Source organism: Streptomyces bicolor, assembly GCF_000719285.1.
Lineage (GTDB): Bacteria > Actinomycetota > Actinomycetes > Streptomycetales > Streptomycetaceae > Streptomyces > Streptomyces bicolor.
Genome location: NZ_JOFS01000030.1, coordinates 178,761 through 196,358, shown reverse-complemented (window position 1 = coordinate 196,358; position 17,598 = coordinate 178,761). Strand labels below are relative to the sequence as shown.

The window sequence follows — 17,598 nt, the reverse complement described above, 5'->3', positions numbered from 1 at the left end:
CGCACCGGCTCAGACGGTGAGCAGCGACTCCAGCGGGGCTCCGTCCAGGGCCGGGGCCAGGCGGGCCCGGCCCCCGAGGAAGCCCAGTTCCATGAGGACGGCCAGGCCGGCCACTTCGGCGCCGGCCCGGCGGATCAGCTGGATCGAGGCCTCCGCGGTGCCGCCGGTCGCCAGGACGTCGTCGATGACCAGGACGCGGTCACCGCCGGTCAGGTCCTCGGCGTGCACCTCGATCTCGGCCGAGCCGTACTCCAGGTCGTACGCCTGGCTGAGCGTCGCCCCGGGGAGCTTGCCCGCCTTGCGTACGGGGATGAAGCCGACGCCCGCGCGGACGGCGACCGGCGCTCCGAGGATGAAGCCCCGGGCCTCCAGGCCGACGATCTTCGTGGCGCCGGTGTTCCCGGCGATCTCGGCCAGCGCGTCGGTGAGGGCCGTGAACGCCGCCGGGTCCGCCAGGAGCGGGGTGATGTCCTTGAACATCACGCCCGGCTCCGGGTAGTCCGCGACGTCCCGGATACGGCTGAGCAGGAGTTCCTTGATGTCGGTCATCGGCGCTTCCCGGAGGGTCGGCCGCGGCCGCGGCCTCGGGACGAGGGCTGGTTGCGCGGGCCGACGACCGCGGGGGCCGCGTCCTCCGGCTCGTCGGCGAGCGACTCGTCGCCGACCGGGGCGTCCTGGGACTCGCCCTGGGTGGCGGCCTGGGCGCGCTTGGCGAGCACGCGCTTCCTCAGGGCCTTCATCTGCGGCTCGCGCTCCTTGAGGTCGGCGACGAGCGGCGTGGCGATGAAGATCGAGGAGTACGCACCGGCCGCGAGGCCGACGAACAGCGACAGCGAGATGTCGTTGAGCATGCCGGCGCCGAGGAAGCCGCCACCGATGAACAGCAGGCCCGCCACCGGCAGCAGCGCGACCACCGTGGTGTTGATGGAGCGGACCAGGGTGCTGTTGATCGAGCGGTTGGCGATGTCGCTGTAGGTCCAGCGGGTCTGCTTGGTGATGTCCTTCGTCTGCTCCTTGAGGCTGTCGAAGACGACGACCGTGTCATAGAGCGAGTAACCGAGGATCGTCAGCAGACCGATCACGGTGCCCGGCGTGACCTCGAAGCCGACGAGGGCGTAGATGCCCACCGTGATGGTGATGTCGTGGATCAGGGCGACGAACGCGGCGAGTGCCATGCGCCACTCGAATGCGATCGCCAGATAGATCACCACGAGGACGAGGAAGATCCCGAGACCCTGCCAGGCCTTGTTGGCGATCTGCTCACCCCAGCTGGGGCCGACCAGCTCGCCGGTGACGTCCTTCTCGGCGACGTCCAGCTTCTCGGCCAGCTCCGCCGAGACCTTGTCGGCCTGCTTGGTGTCGATGCCCGCGATCTGGATGCGCAGCTTGGCGTCGTCGCCCTTGCCGAGCTGCTGGACGATCGCGTCGTGGCCGGACGCCTCTTCCGCGTACTCCTGCGCCTGGGACACCGAGACGCTGGTCTTCGGGGTGTTGAAGACCGCTCCGCCCTGGAACTCGATGCCCATGTTCAGGCCGCGTACCGCCAGGCCGACGATGGCCGTGATGGTGATCAGGATGGACAGGCCGTACCAGATCTTGCGGTTGCCGACGAAGTCGTAGCCGACCTCGCCACGGTGCAGTCGGGCGCCGAGGTTGCCGAGCTTCGACATCTCACGCCTCCTTCGTCTCGACGGGGGCGGAGGGACGGCGGGTGCGGCGCAGCGGCGGCCTGGCACCCAGTCGCTTGGGATCGAGGCCGGACCAGGGGTGACCGTTTCCGAAGAACTTCGTGCGGCCCAGGATGGTCAGCAGCGGCTTGGTGAACAGGAACACGACGACCACGTCGAGCAGGGTGGTCAGGCCGAGCGTGAACGCGAAGCCCTGGACCTTGCCGACGGTGACGACGAACAGCACCGCGGCGGCGAGGAACGACACGAAGTCCGAGACGAGGATGGTGCGCCGGGCGCGCGGCCAGGCCCGCTCGATGGCGGGGCGCAGGGAGCGGCCCTCACGGACCTCGTCGCGGACGCGTTCGAAGTACACGATGAACGAGTCCGCGGTGATGCCGATGGCGACGATGGCACCGCAGACGGCCGGCAGGTTCAGCGCGAAGCCGATGGTCGGGCCGAGCAGCGACATGATCGTGTAGGTCAGGGCCGCGGAGACCAGCAGCGAGAGGATCGCGATGATCGACAGGCCGCGGTAGTAGACCAGCAGGTAGATCACGACCAGGGCGAGACCGATGGCGCCGGCGATCAGACCGGCCTTGAGCTGCTCGCCGCCGAGTGCGGCGGTCACCGTGTTGACGCTGTCCTCGCTGAAGGACAGCGGCAGCGCGCCGTACGACAGCATGTTGGCGAGGCTCTGGGCCGACTCCTGGGTGAAGTTGCCGGAGATCTCGGCGCTGCCGCCGGTCAGGGCCTCGCGGACGGACGGGTCGGAGACGACGTCGTTGTCCAGCACGATGGCGAACTGGTTCTGCGGCTGCTGGTTCTGGGCCAGCTTGCCGGTGATGGAGGCGAACTTCTTGCTGCCCGCGTCCGTGAACTTCATGGTCACGGTCCAGCCGGCGCCGGTCTGCGTCTGGAAGACGGCCTCGGCCTTGTCGACGTCCGTGCCGTCGACCTCGGCGGGGCCGAGGATGTACTTCTGCCACTGTCCCGACGAGTTCTGACCGCACGCGACGGTGGATTCCTCGGGCTTGGCGCCGTCACCGGCCGTGGCGCGGGCCTTCTTGTTCGTGCAGTCCAGCGCGGCGTACTGCGCTTGGAGCTTGCTGCTGCCCGTGTCGCCGGTGGGGCTGCCGCTCGCGGACGGGGAGGCGCTGGAGGTGGCGCTCGTGGACGGCGTGGGGTCGGCCTTCAGTGCGTCGGTGACCGCGCGTCCCTGCGTGGTGGAGGTCGCCGAGGGGCTGGTCGAGCCGGAGGGCGTCGCCTTGTCGGTCGCCTTCTCGGTGGAGTCGCCCGACGCGCTGCTGGAGGCGCTCGGCGAGGGGGTGGCCGCGGCGTCGGCGCCGGAGATCTCGGTGGCGATTACCGGGCGGAAGTAGAGCTTGGCGGTGGTACCGACCTGGTCCCGGGCTTCCTTGGAGTTCGTGCCCTTGGGGATGTTGACGATGATGTTGCGATCGCCCTGGGTCTGTACCTCGGCCTCGGAGACGCCCAGACCGTTGACCCGGCGCTCCATGATCTGGACCGCGGTGTTCATGTTGGTCTGGTTGATCGCGGATTCCTGGCCGGGCTCGGCATCCGCCCGGAGCGTGATGCTCGTGCCGCCGGCCAAGTCGATACCAAGACGCGGAGTGGTGTGCCCCGAGGCGAACATCCCTCCGGTGAGCGCCGCGATGGCGATCAGGATGAGGGCCAGCGAGCGCCCCGGCTTGCTCTGGGCGCTCGCGTTCCGGCCCTTCTTAGGTGCTGCCACCTTCTCGTACTCCCTCTCGGGCCGCCTCGCGCCGGATCAGCGGGCGGGCGGCCATGACATGGTGTAGGGATCCCCGTGCGAGATCGGCATGCCCGGGGGCGCGCAGGCGTGGCCCGCGCGCCCCGGCACATGGCTACTTCGACTCGGAGTCGCCGTCGGTCTTCTTCGGCTCGTCGTCCGCCTTCGCCTCGGCGGCCACGGCGTCGGACGGCTCCTCGGCCTCGTCCTTCTCGTCCTTCTTACCGAAGTCGACGGGCTTCTCGTCGGAGGCGGCGGCAGCGGCGGGCTCGTCGTCCTCGGTGAGGGAGGAGGCGTCGTCCGGGACGACGTCGGACTTCAGGTCGTGCTCGATGCCGTGCACGATGCGGTTGTACTCGTCGTCGGAGAGGACGGCACCGATCGCGTTCTTGGCGAAGAGGAGCTCCACGCCCGGGCCGGCGTCAAGAAGGACGGTGTCCTCGCTGACCTCCTTGACAGTGGCGTACATGCCACCGATGGTGCGGACACCGGATCCGGGCTGCATCTGGTTCCGCATGTCGGCGGCCTGCTGCTGCTTCTTCTTGGCCGACCGGGTCATCAGGAACATGGCCCCGATGAGCACGATGAACGGGAGGAGGGTCACGAGACTCACGGGTCGGAACTTCCTTCACACGACCGCGACGGTGAGCGGCCTGATGGTTGGGGGTATGTGTGCCGCCGACAAAGGCGGCATCGGCGGAGTCTAAGCGAGTCTCCGCGCATGGAACAACGCTCAGCATGGCACCGGCGTTCCCTCTGCGGCCACAGAGCTCGCCGTCACGATGCCATCACGCCCCGAACAGGTCCTGTTGTCCGTTTCCCGCAGCTTGCGAGCGGGGCGGGGTGAGGCCGAGATGCGCCCATGCGGCGGGAGTGGCGACCCGGCCGCGCGGGGTGCGCGCGAGCAGCCCCTCCCGTACCAGGAAGGGCTCGGCGACCTCCTCGACGGTCTCGCGCTCCTCCCCCACCGCGACGGCGAGCGTGGACAGGCCGACCGGGCCACCGCCGAACAGCTTCAGCAGTGCCTCCAGCACGGCACGGTCGAGCCGGTCGAGGCCGCGGGCGTCGACCTCGTAGACGGCGAGGGCCGCCCCGGCGATGTCCCTGGTGATGATCCCGTCGGCCTTGACCTGGGCGTAGTCACGGACGCGGCGCAGCAGGCGGTTGGCGATACGGGGCGTGCCCCGCGAGCGGCCGGCGATCTCGGCGGCGCCCTCGGCGTCGATCTCGACGTCGAGGAGGTTCGCGGAGCGGTGGATGACGCGCTCCAGCTCGGCGGGCTCGTAGAACTCCATGTGCGCGGTGAAGCCGAAGCGGTCGCGCAGCGGGGGCGGCAGCAGGCCCGCGCGCGTGGTGGCGCCGACCAGGGTGAAAGGCGGCAGCTCGAGCGGGATGGCGGTGGCGCCGGGGCCCTTGCCGACGATCACGTCGACGCGGAAGTCCTCCATCGCCATGTAGAGCATCTCCTCGGCGGGCCGGGACATGCGGTGGATCTCGTCGAGGAAGAGGACCTCGCCCTCCTGCAGGGAGGAGAGGATCGCGGCGAGGTCGCCGGCGTGCTGGATTGCGGGGCCGCTGGTGATCCGGATGGGGGCGCCCATCTCGGCCGCGATGATCATCGACAGGGTGGTCTTGCCGAGGCCGGGGGCGCCGGAGAGCAGCACATGGTCGGCGGTGGCGCCACGCGCGCGGGCGGCGCGCAGGACGAGGTCCAGCTGTTCGCGGACCTTCTCCTGGCCGATGAACTCGCCCAGGTCCTTCGGGCGCAGCGCGGCCTCGACGGCCTGGTCCTCACGGTCGGCGGACGCACCGACGAGCCGCTCGGGGGCGGAGCTGTCGGTGGTGTCGTCCCAGTTCATGTGATGTGCCTCGGGTTCCGGTGGGTCAGCGGGCTCGGTTCAGGGTCTGCAGGGCAGCCTTCAGCAACTGGCCGACCTGGGGCGTGCCCTCGGCCGCCTCCGCCTGCGGGGCCACGGCGGATACGGCCTCGTCGGCTTCCCTCGTCGCGTACCCCAGGCCGATCAGTGCCGCGTGCAGTTGGTCGCGCCAGCTCTGGGTGACAGGGGTGCCCACGGCAGGTGCGCCGATGGGTTCGCCGAGGCGGTCCTTCAGCTCCAGGAGCAGCTTCTGGGCACCCTTCTTCCCGATGCCGGGGACCGCGGTGAGCGCCTTCTCGTCCCCGGTCGCCACGGCCCTGCGCAGGGCGTCGGGCGAGTGCACGGCCAGCATCGCCTGGGCGAGGCGCGGGCCGACTCCGCTCGCGGTCTGGAGCAGTTCGAAGGTCTGACGCTCGTCGTCCTCCGCGAATCCGTACAGGGTCAGCGAGTCTTCGCGGACCACCAGCGAGGTGTGCAGCTTGGCGGGCCGGCCGACGCGCAGCGTGGACAGCGTGTTCGGTGTGCACTGGACGGCCATACCGACGCCGCCGACCTCGACGACAGCAGCGTCCGGGGCGAGCGCGGCGACCATGCCGCTGACGAAGGCGATCATGCCGTACGGCCTTTCGGTGCTTTGGCGTTGTGCAGGGCGACGGCCTGCTGGAGTCGGTTCTGCGCGGGGGCCCGCCAGATGTGGCAGATGGCAAGCGCGAGGGCATCGGCGGCGTCGGCCGGGTTGGGCGGTGCGCTGAGCCGGAGCAGGCGGGTGACCATGGCGCCGACCTGTGCCTTGTCGGCGCGGCCGGAGCCGGTGACGGCGGCCTTGACCTCGCTGGGGGTGTGCAGGGCGACGGGAATCCCGCGGCGGGCGGCGCAGAGCATGGCAACGGCGCTGGCCTGGGCGGTGCCCATCACCGTACGGACGTTGTGCTGGCTGAACACCCGCTCCACGGCGACGAATTCGGGCCGGTGCGCCTCCAGCCACTCCTCGATGCCCCGTTCGATGGCGACGAGGCGCTGCCCCAACTCGGCGTCCACGGGCGTACGGACGACGCCGACGCCGATCATGGTGAGCGGGCGTCCGGCGACGCCCTCCACCACACCGACACCGCATCGCGTCAGCCCCGGGTCCACCCCCAGTACGCGCACCCCGCCCTCCCTTTCGATCGCCTGTTTGTGCAGGCTATCGGGTGCCACCGACAACGCGACGGGCCGACGGGGTGTGTCCCGTCGGCCCGTTGAGCCTGCTGAGCTCGCGGCAGCGCTACGCGTCGACCTTCTCCATGATCTCGTCGCTGACATCGAAGTTGGCGAAGACGTTCTGCACGTCGTCGCTGTCCTCGAGCGCGTCGATCAGCTTGAAGATCTTCTTGGCGCCCTCCTCGTCCAGCTCGACCTGGACGGACGGCACGAAGCTGGAGTCGGCGGAGTCGTAGTCGATGCCGGCCTCCTGGAGGGCGGTGCGGACCGCGACCAGGTCGGTGGCCTCGCTGATGACCTCGAAGGACTCGCCGAGGTCGTTGACTTCCTCGGCACCCGCGTCAAGGACGGCACCCAGAACGTCGTCCTCGGTCAGCTCGCCCTTGGGGACGATGACGACGCCCTTGCGGCTGAACATGTACGACACCGAGCCCGGGTCGGCCATGTTGCCGCCGTTGCGGGTCATGGCGACGCGGACGTCGGAGGCGGCGCGGTTGCGGTTGTCCGTCAGGCACTCGATGAGCACGGCGACGCCGTTCGGGCCGTAGCCCTCGTACATGATCGTCTCGTAGTCGGCGCCACCGGCCTCGAGACCGCCACCGCGCTTGATCGCGGAGTCGATGTTCTTGTTCGGCACCGACTGCTTCTTGGCCTTCTGGACGGCGTCATAGAGCGTCGGGTTGCCGTCGAGGTCGACGCCGCCCATGCGCGCCGCGACCTCGATGTTCTTGATCAGCTTCGCGAAGAGCTTGCCGCGCTTGGCGTCGATCACGGCCTTCTTGTGCTTCGTCGTGGCCCATTTAGAGTGGCCGGACATCTGCCTGTCTCCTTCGCGTAACCCATCTATGAACGAACGCCAGAGATCCTACAAGGACTCCGCTGTCCGGTTGGCGCGCACCATGTCGACGAACAGGCCGTGCACACGGTGGTCACCGGTCAGTTCCGGATGGAACGACGTGGCCAGCGCGTTGCCCTGGCGGACCGCGACGATGTGGCCGTCGTGCTCGGCGAGGACCTCTGCCTCGGCGCCGACGGACTCGACCCAGGGGGCGCGGATGAAGACGCCCTCCACAGGATCGCCGTCCACGCCCTTGATGTCGACCGCTGCCTCGAAGGACTCGTTCTGTCGTCCGAAGGCGTTGCGGCGCACGATCATGTCGATGCCGCCGATCGTCTCCTGACCCGAGCGCGGGTCGAGGATCTTGTCGGCGAGCATGATCATGCCGGCACAGGTGCCGTAGACCGGCATGCCGGCCCGCACGCGCGCGCGTAGCGGCTCCATCACGCCGAACAGGACGGCCAGCTTGGAGATGGTCGTGGACTCGCCGCCGGGGATGACCAGGCCGTCGACCTCGGCGAGCTCTTCGGGGCGCCGCACCGGCCTGGCCACGGCGTCGGCCGCGGCCAGGGCGATGAGGTGCTCCCGTACGTCGCCCTGGAGGGCCAGGACGCCTATGACAGGAGTGTTCATGGGTGGGTTACCTGTGCTTACCAGCCGCGGTTGGCGTAGCGCTCGGCCTCGGGGAGGGTGTCGCAGTTGATGCCGACCATGGCCTCGCCGAGGTTGCGGGACGCGTCCGCGATGATCTTCGGGTCGTCGTAGAAGGTGGTCGCCTTGACGATGGCGGCGGCGCGCTTGGCCGGGTCGCCGGACTTGAAGATGCCGGAGCCGACGAAGACGCCCTCGGCGCCGAGCTGGCGCATCAGCGCGGCATCGGCCGGGGTGGCGACACCGCCGGCGGAGAACAGCACCACCGGGAGCTTGCCGAGCTCGGAGACTTCCTTGACCAGCTCGTACGGGGCGCGCAGCTCCTTGGCGGCGGCGTACAGCTCGTTGTTGTCGAAGCCGCGCAGCTTGGCGATCTCGTTCTTGATCTGGCGCAGGTGGCGGACGGCCTCGACGACGTTGCCGGTGCCGGCCTCGCCCTTGGAGCGGATCATGGCCGCGCCCTCGGCGATACGGCGCAGGGCCTCGCCCAGGTTGGTGGCGCCACAGACGAAGGGGGTCGTGAAGGCCCACTTGTCGGAGTGGTTGACCTCGTCGGCCGGGGTGAGGACCTCGGACTCGTCGATGTAGTCGACGCCGAGGGACTGCAGGACCTGGGCCTCGACGAAGTGGCCGATACGGGACTTCGCCATGACCGGGATGGAGACGGCGTCGATGATGCCCTCGATCATGTCCGGGTCGGACATCCGGGCCACGCCGCCGTCCTGGCGGATGTCGGCGGGGACCCGCTCCAGGGCCATGACGGCGACGGCGCCCGCATCCTCGGCGATCTTCGCCTGCTCCGGCGTGACGACGTCCATGATCACGCCGCCCTTGAGCTGCTCGGCCATGCCGCGCTTCACGCGCGCGGTGCCAGTCTCGGGAGCCTGGTTTTCGGAGATGGACACGGGTGACCTCACACGGTGAAGAAGGGTTACTGCAAGCACCGAGGAAACGGGAGTGGACCAGTCCACTGCAAGGGCCAATAGGGAGCCGGTGGATCCTTTTCCTGGCTCCGGGCGTGAACACGCTGGTCAGGCGGCCCTGTCGACCAGTGCCATGGGCGGCTCGTCGTCCATCTCGAACGCCATCGGGAACGGCGCGTGCCCGGCCAGGCGGAACAGGCGGACCTTGCGGTGCCGGCGCAGAGCGCGGGCCGCGCGTACGGCGTCGTTGTGGAAGCGGCGGGCCATCGGTACCCGGCGGACGGCCTCGGTCAGCTCTCGGGCCGCCTCCTCTCCCCCGGGTGCCTCCCGTACCACCTCCACCTGCTGGGACTCGGCGAACACGGCCCGCAGCGCCTGGCTCAGCTCGCTCTCGGCGACCTCCCGCTGCTCCTCCTCGGCCTGCCGGGCGGCGTGGGCGGCCTCGTACAGGACGATCGACGCGGCTGGATCCAGTACCCCTGAGGTGGCCAGTTCCTGGGCCACGGAGGCGCGACGCAGCAGTTGTGCGTCGAGCGCGGCGCGGGCCGCGTCGATCCTGGCGTGCAGCCGGTCGAGGCGGCCGGCGGTCCAGCTCAGGTAGAGACCGATGGCGACGAGGGCGACGAGGATCCAGATGAGGGTTGCGGTCACGGGCGGAAAGCCTACGGGGGCGCCAAATGAGGTGGACCACTTGCCCTGGAGTGCCACGGTCCGCCGCAGCACTGGTGCCTACGTATCACCGGTGCTGCGATGTCACCAGTGCTGCGATGTCACCGGTGCAGCCGTGGCCGTCAGTCCCGCGCCAACCCCAACCGCGCGCGCAGCCCGCCGGCCCCGCCACCACCGGCCCGCTCGTCCGCCGCCACCGCGGCCGCCCCCGCCGTCACCGTCTCGTACACCGACAGGATGTCCGCGCCGACCGTGGACCAGTCGAAGCGGCGCACATGCACGCTCCCGCGCTCCCGCAGCTCCGCTCGGCGGGCAGGGTCCTCCAGGAGGCGTACCGCGGTCTCGGCCAGGGCGTCGGCGTCCTCGTTGGTGAAGAGTTCGCCGGCCGCGCCCCGGTCGAGGACCTGGGCGAAGGCGTCCAGGTCCGAGGCGAGGACCGGGGCACCGGCCGACATCGCCTCGACCAGGATGATGCCGAAGCTCTCACCGCCCGTGTTGGGGGCGACGTACAGGTCGATGCTGCGCAGGAGGCGGGCCTTGTCCTCGTCGCTGATCATGCCGAGGAACTCGACGCGGGAGCGCAGCTCGGCGGGCAGGGACTCGACCGCCTCCTCCTCGTCGCCCCGGCCCGCCACCAGCAGCCTCGTCTGCGGGCGGGCGGCGAGGATCTTCGGCAGGGCCCTCATCAGCACCGGTAGGCCCTTGCGGGGCTCGTCGATGCGGCCGATGAAGCCGATCGTGTCGCCCTGCCACTCCGGGTTCGGCTCGGCCTTGGCGAAGAAGTCGACGTCGACGCCGTTCGGGATGACGACCGCGTCGCCGCCGAGGTGCTCGACCAGCGTGCGGCGGGCGTACTCGCTCACCGCGATCCGCGCGCTGATCTTCTCCAGGGCGGCCTGGAGGATCGAGTACGCGGCGATCATCGCCTTGGACCGGGGGTTGGAGGTGTGGAACGTGGCGACCATCGGGCCCTGTGCCGCCCAGCAGGTCAGCAGGCCGAGCGACGGCGAGGCCGGCTCGTGGATGTGCACCACGTCGAACCGGCCGTCGTGCAGCCAGCGGCGTACGCGGGCCGCCGACAGGAAGCCGAAGTTCAGGCGGGCGACCGAGCCGTTGTACGGGACGGGGACGGCGCGACCCGCCGAGACCACGTACGGCGGCAGGGGCGTGTCGTCGTCGGCGGGGGCGAGGACGGACACCTCGTGGCCGAGCCGGATGAAGTACTCGGCGAGATCGCGGATGTGGAACTGGACGCCTCCTGGGACGTCCCAGGAGTACGGGCAGACGATGCCGATCCTCACGAGGATCCCTTCGTGGGGTCCAGATCAGCGAGCCACAGACGCTGAAGCATGTGCCAGTCCTCCGGATGTTCGGCGATCCCCGAGGCGAAGGCATCGGCCAGCGCCTGTGTCATGACAGACGTCTTCTCGGCCCGGGTACCTGTCTCGGGGACCTCGACCGGGGCATGAACCCGGCCGCGCATCACCGGGGAGTCGTCGTACCAGAGCGTCACGGGGAGCAGGAGCGCCCCGGTCTGCTGGGCCAGCAGCGCCGGTCCCGCGGGCATGCGGGCCGTGTCGCCGAAGAAGTCCACCTCGACGCCGGAGGCGGACAGGTCGCGGTCGGCGACCAGGCAGACCAGGCCGCCGTCGCGCAGCCTGCGGGCCAGCGTGCCGAAGGCGGTGCCGCCGCTGTGCGGCAGGACCTCCATGCCGAGGCCCTCGCGGTAGGCGACGAAGCGGTCGTAGAGCGTCTCGGGCTTGAGACGTTCGGCGACGGTGGTGAACGGCGTCTCGAGCTTGGTGGTGACCCAGGCGCCCGCGAGATCCCAGTTGGCCAGGTGCGGCAGGGCGAGTATCACGCCGTTGCCGGCGGCCAGGCCGTCGGTCAGATAGTGGATGTCCTTGGGTTCAAAGCCACCCTTGACGCGCTCGGCGCTCCAGGCGGGCAGCCGGAAGGACTCCATCCAGTAGCGCAGGTACGAGCGCATGCCCGCGTGCGAGAGCTCGGCGAGGCGCTCCGGGCTCGCGTCGGGCACCACGCGCGCGTAGTTGCTCTCGAGCCGCTGGACGCCCTTGCCGCGCTGCTTCCACGCGAGGTCGGCGATGGTGCGGCCGAGCCGTACGGCGACCGGTTCGGGAAGCTTCTTGACGGTGCCCCAGCCGAGGCCGTACAGCGCGTCCGTGAGCCGCTCCTGGGCACTCACTTCGCTGCCTCGCTCCCATGAGAGGCGTTCCGCTGAGAGGTGTTCTGCTGAGAGGTGTTCTGCTGAGAGGTGTTCTGCGGCGTCTCCTGCGCGGCCGCCGCGGCCTCCGCCTCCGCGGACTCGCGACGGACCGTGACGACCCGCTGGATCAGCGTGACGAGGCTGCCGACGGCGACGATCCACAGGGCGACGGGCAGCAGGTACTGGATGCCGGGTACCCCGAACTTGTGCAGCCCCGCGAGACCGGCCGCGACCAGCGAGATCACCAGGCGCTCGGCGCGCTCGACGAGGCCGTTGACCGCGACGGGCAGGCCGATCGATTCGCCACGGGCCTTGGTGTACGACACCACCTGGCCGCTGGCCAGGCAGAAGATCGAGACGGCGCACAGGACGAGGTCGTCGCCCCCACCGGCGTACCAGAGGATGAACCCGCCGAAGATCGCGCCGTCGGCGACCCGGTCGAGTGTCGAGTCCAGGAAGGCGCCCCAGCGGCTGGAGCGGCCGAGCTGGCGGGCCATGTTGCCGTCGACGAGGTCGGAGAACACGAAGAGCGTGATCACGACCGTGCCCCAGAAGAACTCGCCCATGGGGTAGAAGACCAGCGCGCCCGCGACCACACCGGCGGTGCCGATCAGCGTCACGGTGTCGGGGCTGACGCCCCGCCGGATCAGAAATGCGGCGAACGGCGTGAGGACACGCGTGAAAAACGCACGCGCGTACTTGTTCAGCATGGCCTTCCCGAGGGTCGGTGTGGCGCCGTGCGGCCCTTGCTGGCCACCGGCTGGCCCATCGTAGCCACGCGCGCGTGAGTGCGACCGCCGGGCACTCGTACCCGGGTCGGGCGGCCCGGTTCACCACGGTCGGACGGCGCGATCACGTCCGCCGTATGGACGCACCGTGACGGGAGTGGAAAGCTCGAAGAACCGCGGGCGTCAACGGAGCCGCCAATCGCACGCGGATCCGTATGTCCGCGCCCACAGTGACCTCACCGTGCACGGGAGGCAGGATCATGGGCGACAAGGCGAACGCACATCCCGGAGCCGCCGGCAGGGCTACGGCGGCCGACCACCCCGCGTCCGTACGGAATGTGGTGCTGGTCGGCCACTCCGGATCGGGCAAGACGACTCTGGTGGAAGCTCTCGCGCTCACCGCGGGGGCAGTGAACCGGGCGGGCCGTGTGGAGGACGGCGGCACCGTCTCCGACTACGACGAGATCGAGCACCGGCAGCAGCGCTCGGTGCAGCTCTCCCTGGTGCCGGTCGAATGGGACGGCATCAAGGTCAACCTTCTGGACACCCCCGGATACGCCGATTTCGTCGGGGAGCTCAGGGCCGGTCTGCGTGCGGCGGACGCGGCCCTTTTCGTCGTCTCCGCCTCGGACGGCGTGGACGGCTCGACCCGCATGGTGTGGGAGGAGTGCGCGGCCGTCGGCATGCCGCGCGCGATCGTCGTCACGCACCTCGAGGCCGCCCGGGCGAACTACGAGGAGATGACGCGGATCTGCGCGGAGGCCTTCGGCGGGGACGACCCCGACGCCGTGCTCCCGCTGTATCTGCCGCTGCACGGCCCGCAGGGCCCGGACGGGCACGCGCCCGTGACCGGCCTGACCGGGCTGCTGTCGCAGAAGCTGTTCGACTACTCGTCCGGGGAGCGCAAGGAGTCCGAGCCCGGCGAGGACCAGCTGCCGGAGATCGAGGAGGCCCGCAACCGGCTGATCGAGGGGATCATCGCCGAGAGCGAGGACGAGACCCTCATGGACCGGTATCTGGGCGGCGAGCAGGTCGACGTCAAGACGCTGATCGAGGACCTGGAGCGAGCCGTCGCGCGCGGCACGTTCTTCCCGGTCCTGGCCGCCGCTCCCGCCGCCGACGGTGCCCGGCAGGGCCTCGGCACGGTCGAGGTGCTGGAGCTGATCACGCGGGGCTTCCCGACACCGCTGGAACGCGAGGCGCCCCGGGTCACCACCGTGGACGGCAAGCCGCGCGAGCTGAAGCTGTGCGATCCGAACGGACCGCTGGTCGCGGAGGTCGTGAAGACGGCGTCCGACCCGTACGTCGGCCGGGTGTCGATGGTGCGCGTCTTCTCCGGCACCCTGCGCCCCGACGAGACGGTGCACGTCTCCGGGCACGGGCTGGCCGACCGCGGGCACGAGGACCATGACGTCGATGAGCGGATCGGCGCCCTGTCCGCGCCCTTCGGCAAGCAGCAGCGCACGCTCAGCCACTGCATCGCCGGTGACCTGGCGTGCGTGGCGAAGCTGAGCCGCGCGGAGACCGGCGACACGCTCTCGGCCAAGGACGACCCGCTGCTGATGGAGCCCTGGCAGATGCCCGACCCGCTCCTGCCGCTCGCCATCCAGGCGCACAGCAAGGCCGACGAGGACAAGCTGTCGCAGGGACTGTCCCGGCTCGTCGCCGAGGACCCGACCATGCGACTGGAACAGAACCAGGCCACCCACCAGGTCGTGCTGTGGGCCCTGGGAGAGGCGCACGCGGACGTCGCCCTCGAACGGCTCCGCAGCCGCTACGGCGTCCAGGTCGACGTCGTGCCGCACAAGGTCTCCCTGAGGGAGACGTTCGCGAGCAAGTCGGCGGGACGCGGGCGGCATGTGAAGCAGTCCGGCGGGCACGGGCAGTACGCCATCTGCGAGATCGAGGTGGAGCCGCTGCCGGGCGGCTCGGGCATCGAGTTCGTCGACAAGGTCGTCGGCGGGGCGGTGCCGCGGCAGTTCATCCCCTCGGTGGAGAAGGGCGTACGGGCCCAGGCGGCCAAGGGAGTCGCGGCCGGCTACCCGCTCGTCGACATCCGGGTGACGCTGCTCGACGGCAAGGCGCACTCCGTGGACTCCTCCGACGCCGCGTTCCAGACGGCCGGCGCGCTCGCGCTGCGGGAGGCGGCGGCCGACGTGAAGATCCATCTGCTGGAGCCGGTGGCCGAGGTTTCCGTCCTCGTCGGCGACGACTACGTCGGCGCCGTGATGAGCGATCTGTCCGGGCGGCGTGGGCGTGTCCTCGGCACCGAGCAGACCAGCGGTGGCCGCACGGTCATCAAGGCCGAGGTGCCCGAGATCGAGATCGGCCGGTACGCCGTCGATCTGCGGTCGCTGTCGCACGGCACCGCTCGCTTCAACCGTTCCTACGCGCGGCACGAACCGATGCCGCCGCAGGTCGCCGAAAGGATTCGTGAAGAGACGCGCGCCGCCTCGTAGGTACAGGCGCGCAGCGCCTCAAGGGAACAGGCGCGCGGCGCCCGGCGGTTGGCGCCGGCGCCACCAACCGGCCCTTGTGGAACGCTCCCCTCCCGTCGGCGGGCGGCTTCGGCCGTCCGCCGACGATTGTCGGTGGCGGGAGATACTCTGATCATTGATCAACAGGTGTGCGCAGTACGGAAGTCGGGAAAGGCCGCAGAAGCGACAGTGCGGCGATCGGGGGCGGGAATGACCGTTGAGAGCGGTTACGCGGACATCTTCGGTCCGCAGGTGCCTCGCACGGCCGGCGAGGGGCAGACGGCTACCTTCGCGCTGGCCTCGGCGGCCTATCGGGACAATCCGTACGAGGACATCAAGAAGGCCGACAACGAATGGCATCAGACCGAGGTCAAGGCAGGCCGCAGCTGGGCGAAGATCTTCCGTCCCAACCTGGGTGAGGCCTTCTCACGGGCCGTGGTCGACCGCATGCTCGGCAGCGGCCGCAAGCCCCTGATCCAGTCATTCGGCACCGAGCCGCAGGTCGTCGTCGAGCACTGTCTGGCGGCCAACAACATCCGCAAGGCCCGCGACCGGATGCTCAGCGCCATCATGGTGCTCTGCGGCGTGCTGTTCCTGCCCGGCCTGCTGGTGTGGCTGCTGATCTTCCAACTGCGCACCACCATCGTCAAGCGGGACGAGAAGCGGGGCGGCGCGCTCGCCTCCGCGCTGCTCGTCGCAGCGGGCGCGCTCGCCGTGATCTTCCTGATCCGTATGCCGTTCACCGGCTTCTGGGCCTGGTATGCGCGGGCCTCGGTCCTCATGCCCGTGGTCGGCTGGTTCTGGGCGAAGCAGGTCTGCGAGCGCACGGCGAGGGACCTGCGGGAGCGGTGGGACAGTCTGCTGGCCGGCAGCAGCGTCGGCGCGAAGGTCCCGGAGGCGGTGCCGAGCAGCCCCGGCGAGACCGCGGCCGAGCAACTGCGCCAGTCTCTCGCCAAGTTGAGCGCCGAGCAGCAGTCCAACTCCGTCTTCTACGCCGGCCCCAAGGGGATACTCGGCATGGGCACCCGCTGGGGCAGCTGGCAGCTGGCCGAGGACCTGGTGCCCGCCGACCCGACCCGGGAGATCCACCCCTTCCGCAGCTGGGACGTCATCCGCTCGATCCACGACCAGCTGCGCATGCTGGAGCGCGGTCCGCTCAACACCGGCGGTTTTCCCAAGCCTTCGATACGCCACTGGGTGGTCACGCCGATCGCCGAGGGCGCGAAGGCGGTGTCCCGGCCGGAGGGCACGGACGTCGAGGCGTATGTCGTCAAGTCGCACGCGATACAGGACATCTGCAACAAGCAGCAGTTCGGCAGCGGCGACCGGCACTACCTGGGCGTCCAGTGGACGCTCTGGGACGGGCAGTTGATCATCACCATGCTGATCACGGTGACCGTGCTGCACGAGACGTTGCGCATCGAGGTGACGGGGCATGCGCTCGGCCCGGTGAACGGGCTCTTCCAGGAGAAGCCCGAGGCGCCGACCAAGGAGGTCAGCAAGTCGCTGAAGCCGTGGGAGACCCGCAAGGTGAAGCTTCCGCTGGTGAACACCGACGAGGTGGTGCGGCTTGCGGTGCGCGCCCCGATCTCCTGGTATCCGCCGCTGCTGAACTGGCTCGGCGGGACGATAGGGCTGCCCGAGCCGTTCGGGCTGCGGCACGCGTGGGCGGATCAGCCGTGGCGGCACCGGTTCATGGCCGACGATGCCCTGCGGGCTGCTACGCCGGTGCTGCGGGTGGTGCATGCCTCGGCGATCAAGGTGCTGGAGGAGAACGGCGTGGACACCGAGAAGTTCGGTACGCGGTCGGCGTTCCTGAGTACGGCAGTGCAGGATCCGTCACCGCGGAAGGCGGACGTGTACGACGCGTAGGCCTGCGCCCAGCCGTGCCCCCAGCGGCACGACTGCCCGCAGGCTCAGGCTGGCTCGAGAGCGTTCCCCAGGCTCAAACCGTCGGCCAGGCCTCCGCCAGCATCTTCCGCGTATCGGCAAGCAGCTGCGGCAGCACCCGCGTGTGCCCCACCACCGGCATGAAGTTCGTGTCGCCGCCCCAGCGCGGGACGATGTGCTGGTGGAGATGGGCCGCGATGCCGGCGCCGGCGACCGTGCCCTGGTTCATGCCGATGTTGAAGCCGTGGGCGCCGGAGGCGGTGCGCAGGGCCGTCATCGCCTGCTTGGTCAGGGCGGCGAGCTCGATGGTCTCCGGCTCGGTGAGGTCGGTGTAGTCGGCGACGTGACGGTAGGGCACGACCATGAGGTGGCCGCCGTTGTACGGGTACAGGTTGAGGACCGCGTACACCTGCTGGCCGCGCTTGACGATCAGCCCGTCCTCGTCGGACTTGGCCGGGATCGAGCAGAAGGGGCAGCCGTCTTCGGCTCCGGGGCCGGTCGGCTTGTTCTCACCCTGGATGTAGGCCATCCGATGGGGCGTCCACAGGCGCTGGAACGCGTCCTGGATCCCCACTCCCCACTGCTGCTCCGGCTCACTCGTCATGCGTGCAGCATATGGCTTCGTCCGTTCGCGGCGTGTCGCCGGGGCTCGCCTCCGGTCGGCCCGCGCCAAGCTG

Annotated in this window: 17 protein-coding genes; 2 read left to right on the top strand and 15 right to left on the bottom strand. The window is 70.0% G+C overall.

Annotated elements, in window-relative coordinates:
• Positions 1 to 9 precede the first annotated feature (9 nt).
• The 14 genes from IF78_RS0132570 to pgsA form a co-directional block, all read right to left on the bottom strand.
• On the bottom strand, positions 10 to 549 hold the full coding sequence (locus IF78_RS0132570) for an adenine phosphoribosyltransferase (RefSeq protein ID WP_031486811.1): 540 nt from the start codon (positions 547 to 549) through the stop codon (positions 10 to 12).
• Positions 546 to 1,670 (bottom strand): protein translocase subunit SecF, encoded by a 1,125-nt coding sequence (gene secF, locus IF78_RS0132565; protein ID WP_031486810.1) that lies wholly within the window; start codon positions 1,668 to 1,670, stop codon positions 546 to 548. The genes IF78_RS0132570 and secF overlap by 4 nt, the downstream gene beginning before the upstream one ends.
• A 1-nt stretch (position 1,671) precedes the next feature.
• Positions 1,672 to 3,423, bottom strand: coding sequence for a protein translocase subunit SecD (gene secD, locus IF78_RS0132560; RefSeq protein WP_031486809.1), 1,752 nt, complete (start codon positions 3,421 to 3,423; stop codon positions 1,672 to 1,674).
• A 133-nt stretch (positions 3,424 to 3,556) separates the two neighbouring features.
• A complete protein-coding gene (gene yajC / locus IF78_RS0132555) occupies positions 3,557 to 4,054 on the bottom strand; it encodes a preprotein translocase subunit YajC (RefSeq protein ID WP_031486808.1) in 498 nt (165 codons plus the stop codon).
• Positions 4,055 to 4,229: 175 nt separating this feature from the next.
• Positions 4,230 to 5,300 carry a Holliday junction branch migration DNA helicase RuvB gene (gene ruvB, locus IF78_RS0132550; RefSeq protein ID WP_031486807.1) on the bottom strand — a complete coding sequence of 357 codons (1,071 nt, stop codon included), beginning with the start codon at positions 5,298 to 5,300 and terminating at the stop codon, positions 4,230 to 4,232.
• 25 nt (positions 5,301 to 5,325) lie between these two features.
• Positions 5,326 to 5,931 (bottom strand): Holliday junction branch migration protein RuvA, encoded by a 606-nt coding sequence (ruvA, locus tag IF78_RS0132545; RefSeq protein ID WP_031486806.1) that lies wholly within the window; start codon positions 5,929 to 5,931, stop codon positions 5,326 to 5,328.
• Entirely contained in the window at positions 5,928 to 6,467 is a 540-nt protein-coding gene (ruvC, locus tag IF78_RS0132540) for a crossover junction endodeoxyribonuclease RuvC (protein ID WP_031486805.1), read from the bottom strand. Before ruvC ends, ruvA begins: the two co-directional genes overlap by 4 nt.
• Before the next feature lie 115 nt (positions 6,468 to 6,582).
• Entirely contained in the window at positions 6,583 to 7,335 is a 753-nt protein-coding gene (locus tag IF78_RS0132535; protein WP_031486804.1) for a YebC/PmpR family DNA-binding transcriptional regulator, read from the bottom strand.
• 48 nt (positions 7,336 to 7,383) lie between these two features.
• The gene (gene pdxT / locus IF78_RS0132530) at positions 7,384 to 7,989 is read right to left on the bottom strand and encodes a pyridoxal 5'-phosphate synthase glutaminase subunit PdxT (protein ID WP_031486803.1); all 606 of its coding nucleotides are present in this window, start codon (positions 7,987 to 7,989) and stop codon (positions 7,384 to 7,386) included.
• Positions 7,990 to 8,006: 17 nt separating this feature from the next.
• The gene (gene pdxS, locus IF78_RS0132525) at positions 8,007 to 8,912 is read right to left on the bottom strand and encodes a pyridoxal 5'-phosphate synthase lyase subunit PdxS (RefSeq protein ID WP_031486802.1); all 906 of its coding nucleotides are present in this window, start codon (positions 8,910 to 8,912) and stop codon (positions 8,007 to 8,009) included.
• Between the two features lie 126 nt (positions 8,913 to 9,038).
• Positions 9,039 to 9,581, bottom strand: coding sequence for a LemA family protein (locus IF78_RS0132520; RefSeq protein ID WP_031486801.1), 543 nt, complete (start codon positions 9,579 to 9,581; stop codon positions 9,039 to 9,041).
• A 140-nt stretch (positions 9,582 to 9,721) separates the two neighbouring features.
• On the bottom strand, positions 9,722 to 10,900 hold the full coding sequence (locus IF78_RS0132515) for a glycosyltransferase family 4 protein (protein WP_031486800.1): 1,179 nt from the start codon (positions 10,898 to 10,900) through the stop codon (positions 9,722 to 9,724).
• Positions 10,897 to 11,805 (bottom strand): phosphatidylinositol mannoside acyltransferase, encoded by a 909-nt coding sequence (locus IF78_RS0132510; protein WP_031486799.1) that lies wholly within the window; start codon positions 11,803 to 11,805, stop codon positions 10,897 to 10,899. The genes IF78_RS0132515 and IF78_RS0132510 overlap by 4 nt, the downstream gene beginning before the upstream one ends.
• The gene (gene pgsA, locus IF78_RS0132505; RefSeq protein ID WP_031486798.1) at positions 11,802 to 12,536 is read right to left on the bottom strand and encodes a phosphatidylinositol phosphate synthase; all 735 of its coding nucleotides are present in this window, start codon (positions 12,534 to 12,536) and stop codon (positions 11,802 to 11,804) included. The genes IF78_RS0132510 and pgsA overlap by 4 nt, the downstream gene beginning before the upstream one ends.
• Positions 12,537 to 12,814: 278 nt before the next feature.
• Here pgsA and IF78_RS0132500 point away from each other — a divergent pair, with 278 nt between their 5' ends.
• On the top strand, positions 12,815 to 15,013 hold the full coding sequence (locus tag IF78_RS0132500; RefSeq protein WP_031486797.1) for an elongation factor G-like protein EF-G2: 2,199 nt from the start codon (positions 12,815 to 12,817) through the stop codon (positions 15,011 to 15,013).
• A 228-nt stretch (positions 15,014 to 15,241) separates the two neighbouring features.
• Complete coding sequence (locus IF78_RS0132495; protein ID WP_031486796.1) at positions 15,242 to 16,903, top strand: hypothetical protein; 1,662 nt, start codon at positions 15,242 to 15,244, stop codon at positions 16,901 to 16,903.
• A gap of 73 nt (positions 16,904 to 16,976) precedes the next feature.
• On the opposite strand, the gene IF78_RS0132490 is transcribed toward IF78_RS0132495, so the two are convergent.
• Positions 16,977 to 17,525 carry an HIT family protein gene (locus IF78_RS0132490; protein ID WP_031486795.1) on the bottom strand — a complete coding sequence of 183 codons (549 nt, stop codon included), beginning with the start codon at positions 17,523 to 17,525 and terminating at the stop codon, positions 16,977 to 16,979.
• Positions 17,526 to 17,598: the final 73 nt, after the last annotated feature.

Coding starts and splice junctions, on each gene's coding strand:
- ruvB (WP_031486807.1), bottom strand. CDS start 5,300: ATGAACTGGGACGACACCACCGACAGCTCCGCCCCCGAGCGGCTCGTC.
- IF78_RS0132490 (WP_031486795.1), bottom strand. CDS start 17,525: ATGACGAGTGAGCCGGAGCAGCAGTGGGGAGTGGGGATCCAGGACGCG.
- IF78_RS0132495 (WP_031486796.1), top strand. CDS start 15,242: ATGACCGTTGAGAGCGGTTACGCGGACATCTTCGGTCCGCAGGTGCCT.
- IF78_RS0132500 (WP_031486797.1), top strand. CDS start 12,815: ATGGGCGACAAGGCGAACGCACATCCCGGAGCCGCCGGCAGGGCTACG.
- ruvA (WP_031486806.1), bottom strand. CDS start 5,931: ATGATCGCCTTCGTCAGCGGCATGGTCGCCGCGCTCGCCCCGGACGCT.
- secF (WP_031486810.1), bottom strand. CDS start 1,670: ATGTCGAAGCTCGGCAACCTCGGCGCCCGACTGCACCGTGGCGAGGTC.
- pdxT (WP_031486803.1), bottom strand. CDS start 7,989: ATGAACACTCCTGTCATAGGCGTCCTGGCCCTCCAGGGCGACGTACGG.
- IF78_RS0132535 (WP_031486804.1), bottom strand. CDS start 7,335: ATGTCCGGCCACTCTAAATGGGCCACGACGAAGCACAAGAAGGCCGTG.
- IF78_RS0132570 (WP_031486811.1), bottom strand. CDS start 549: ATGACCGACATCAAGGAACTCCTGCTCAGCCGTATCCGGGACGTCGCG.
- pgsA (WP_031486798.1), bottom strand. CDS start 12,536: ATGCTGAACAAGTACGCGCGTGCGTTTTTCACGCGTGTCCTCACGCCG.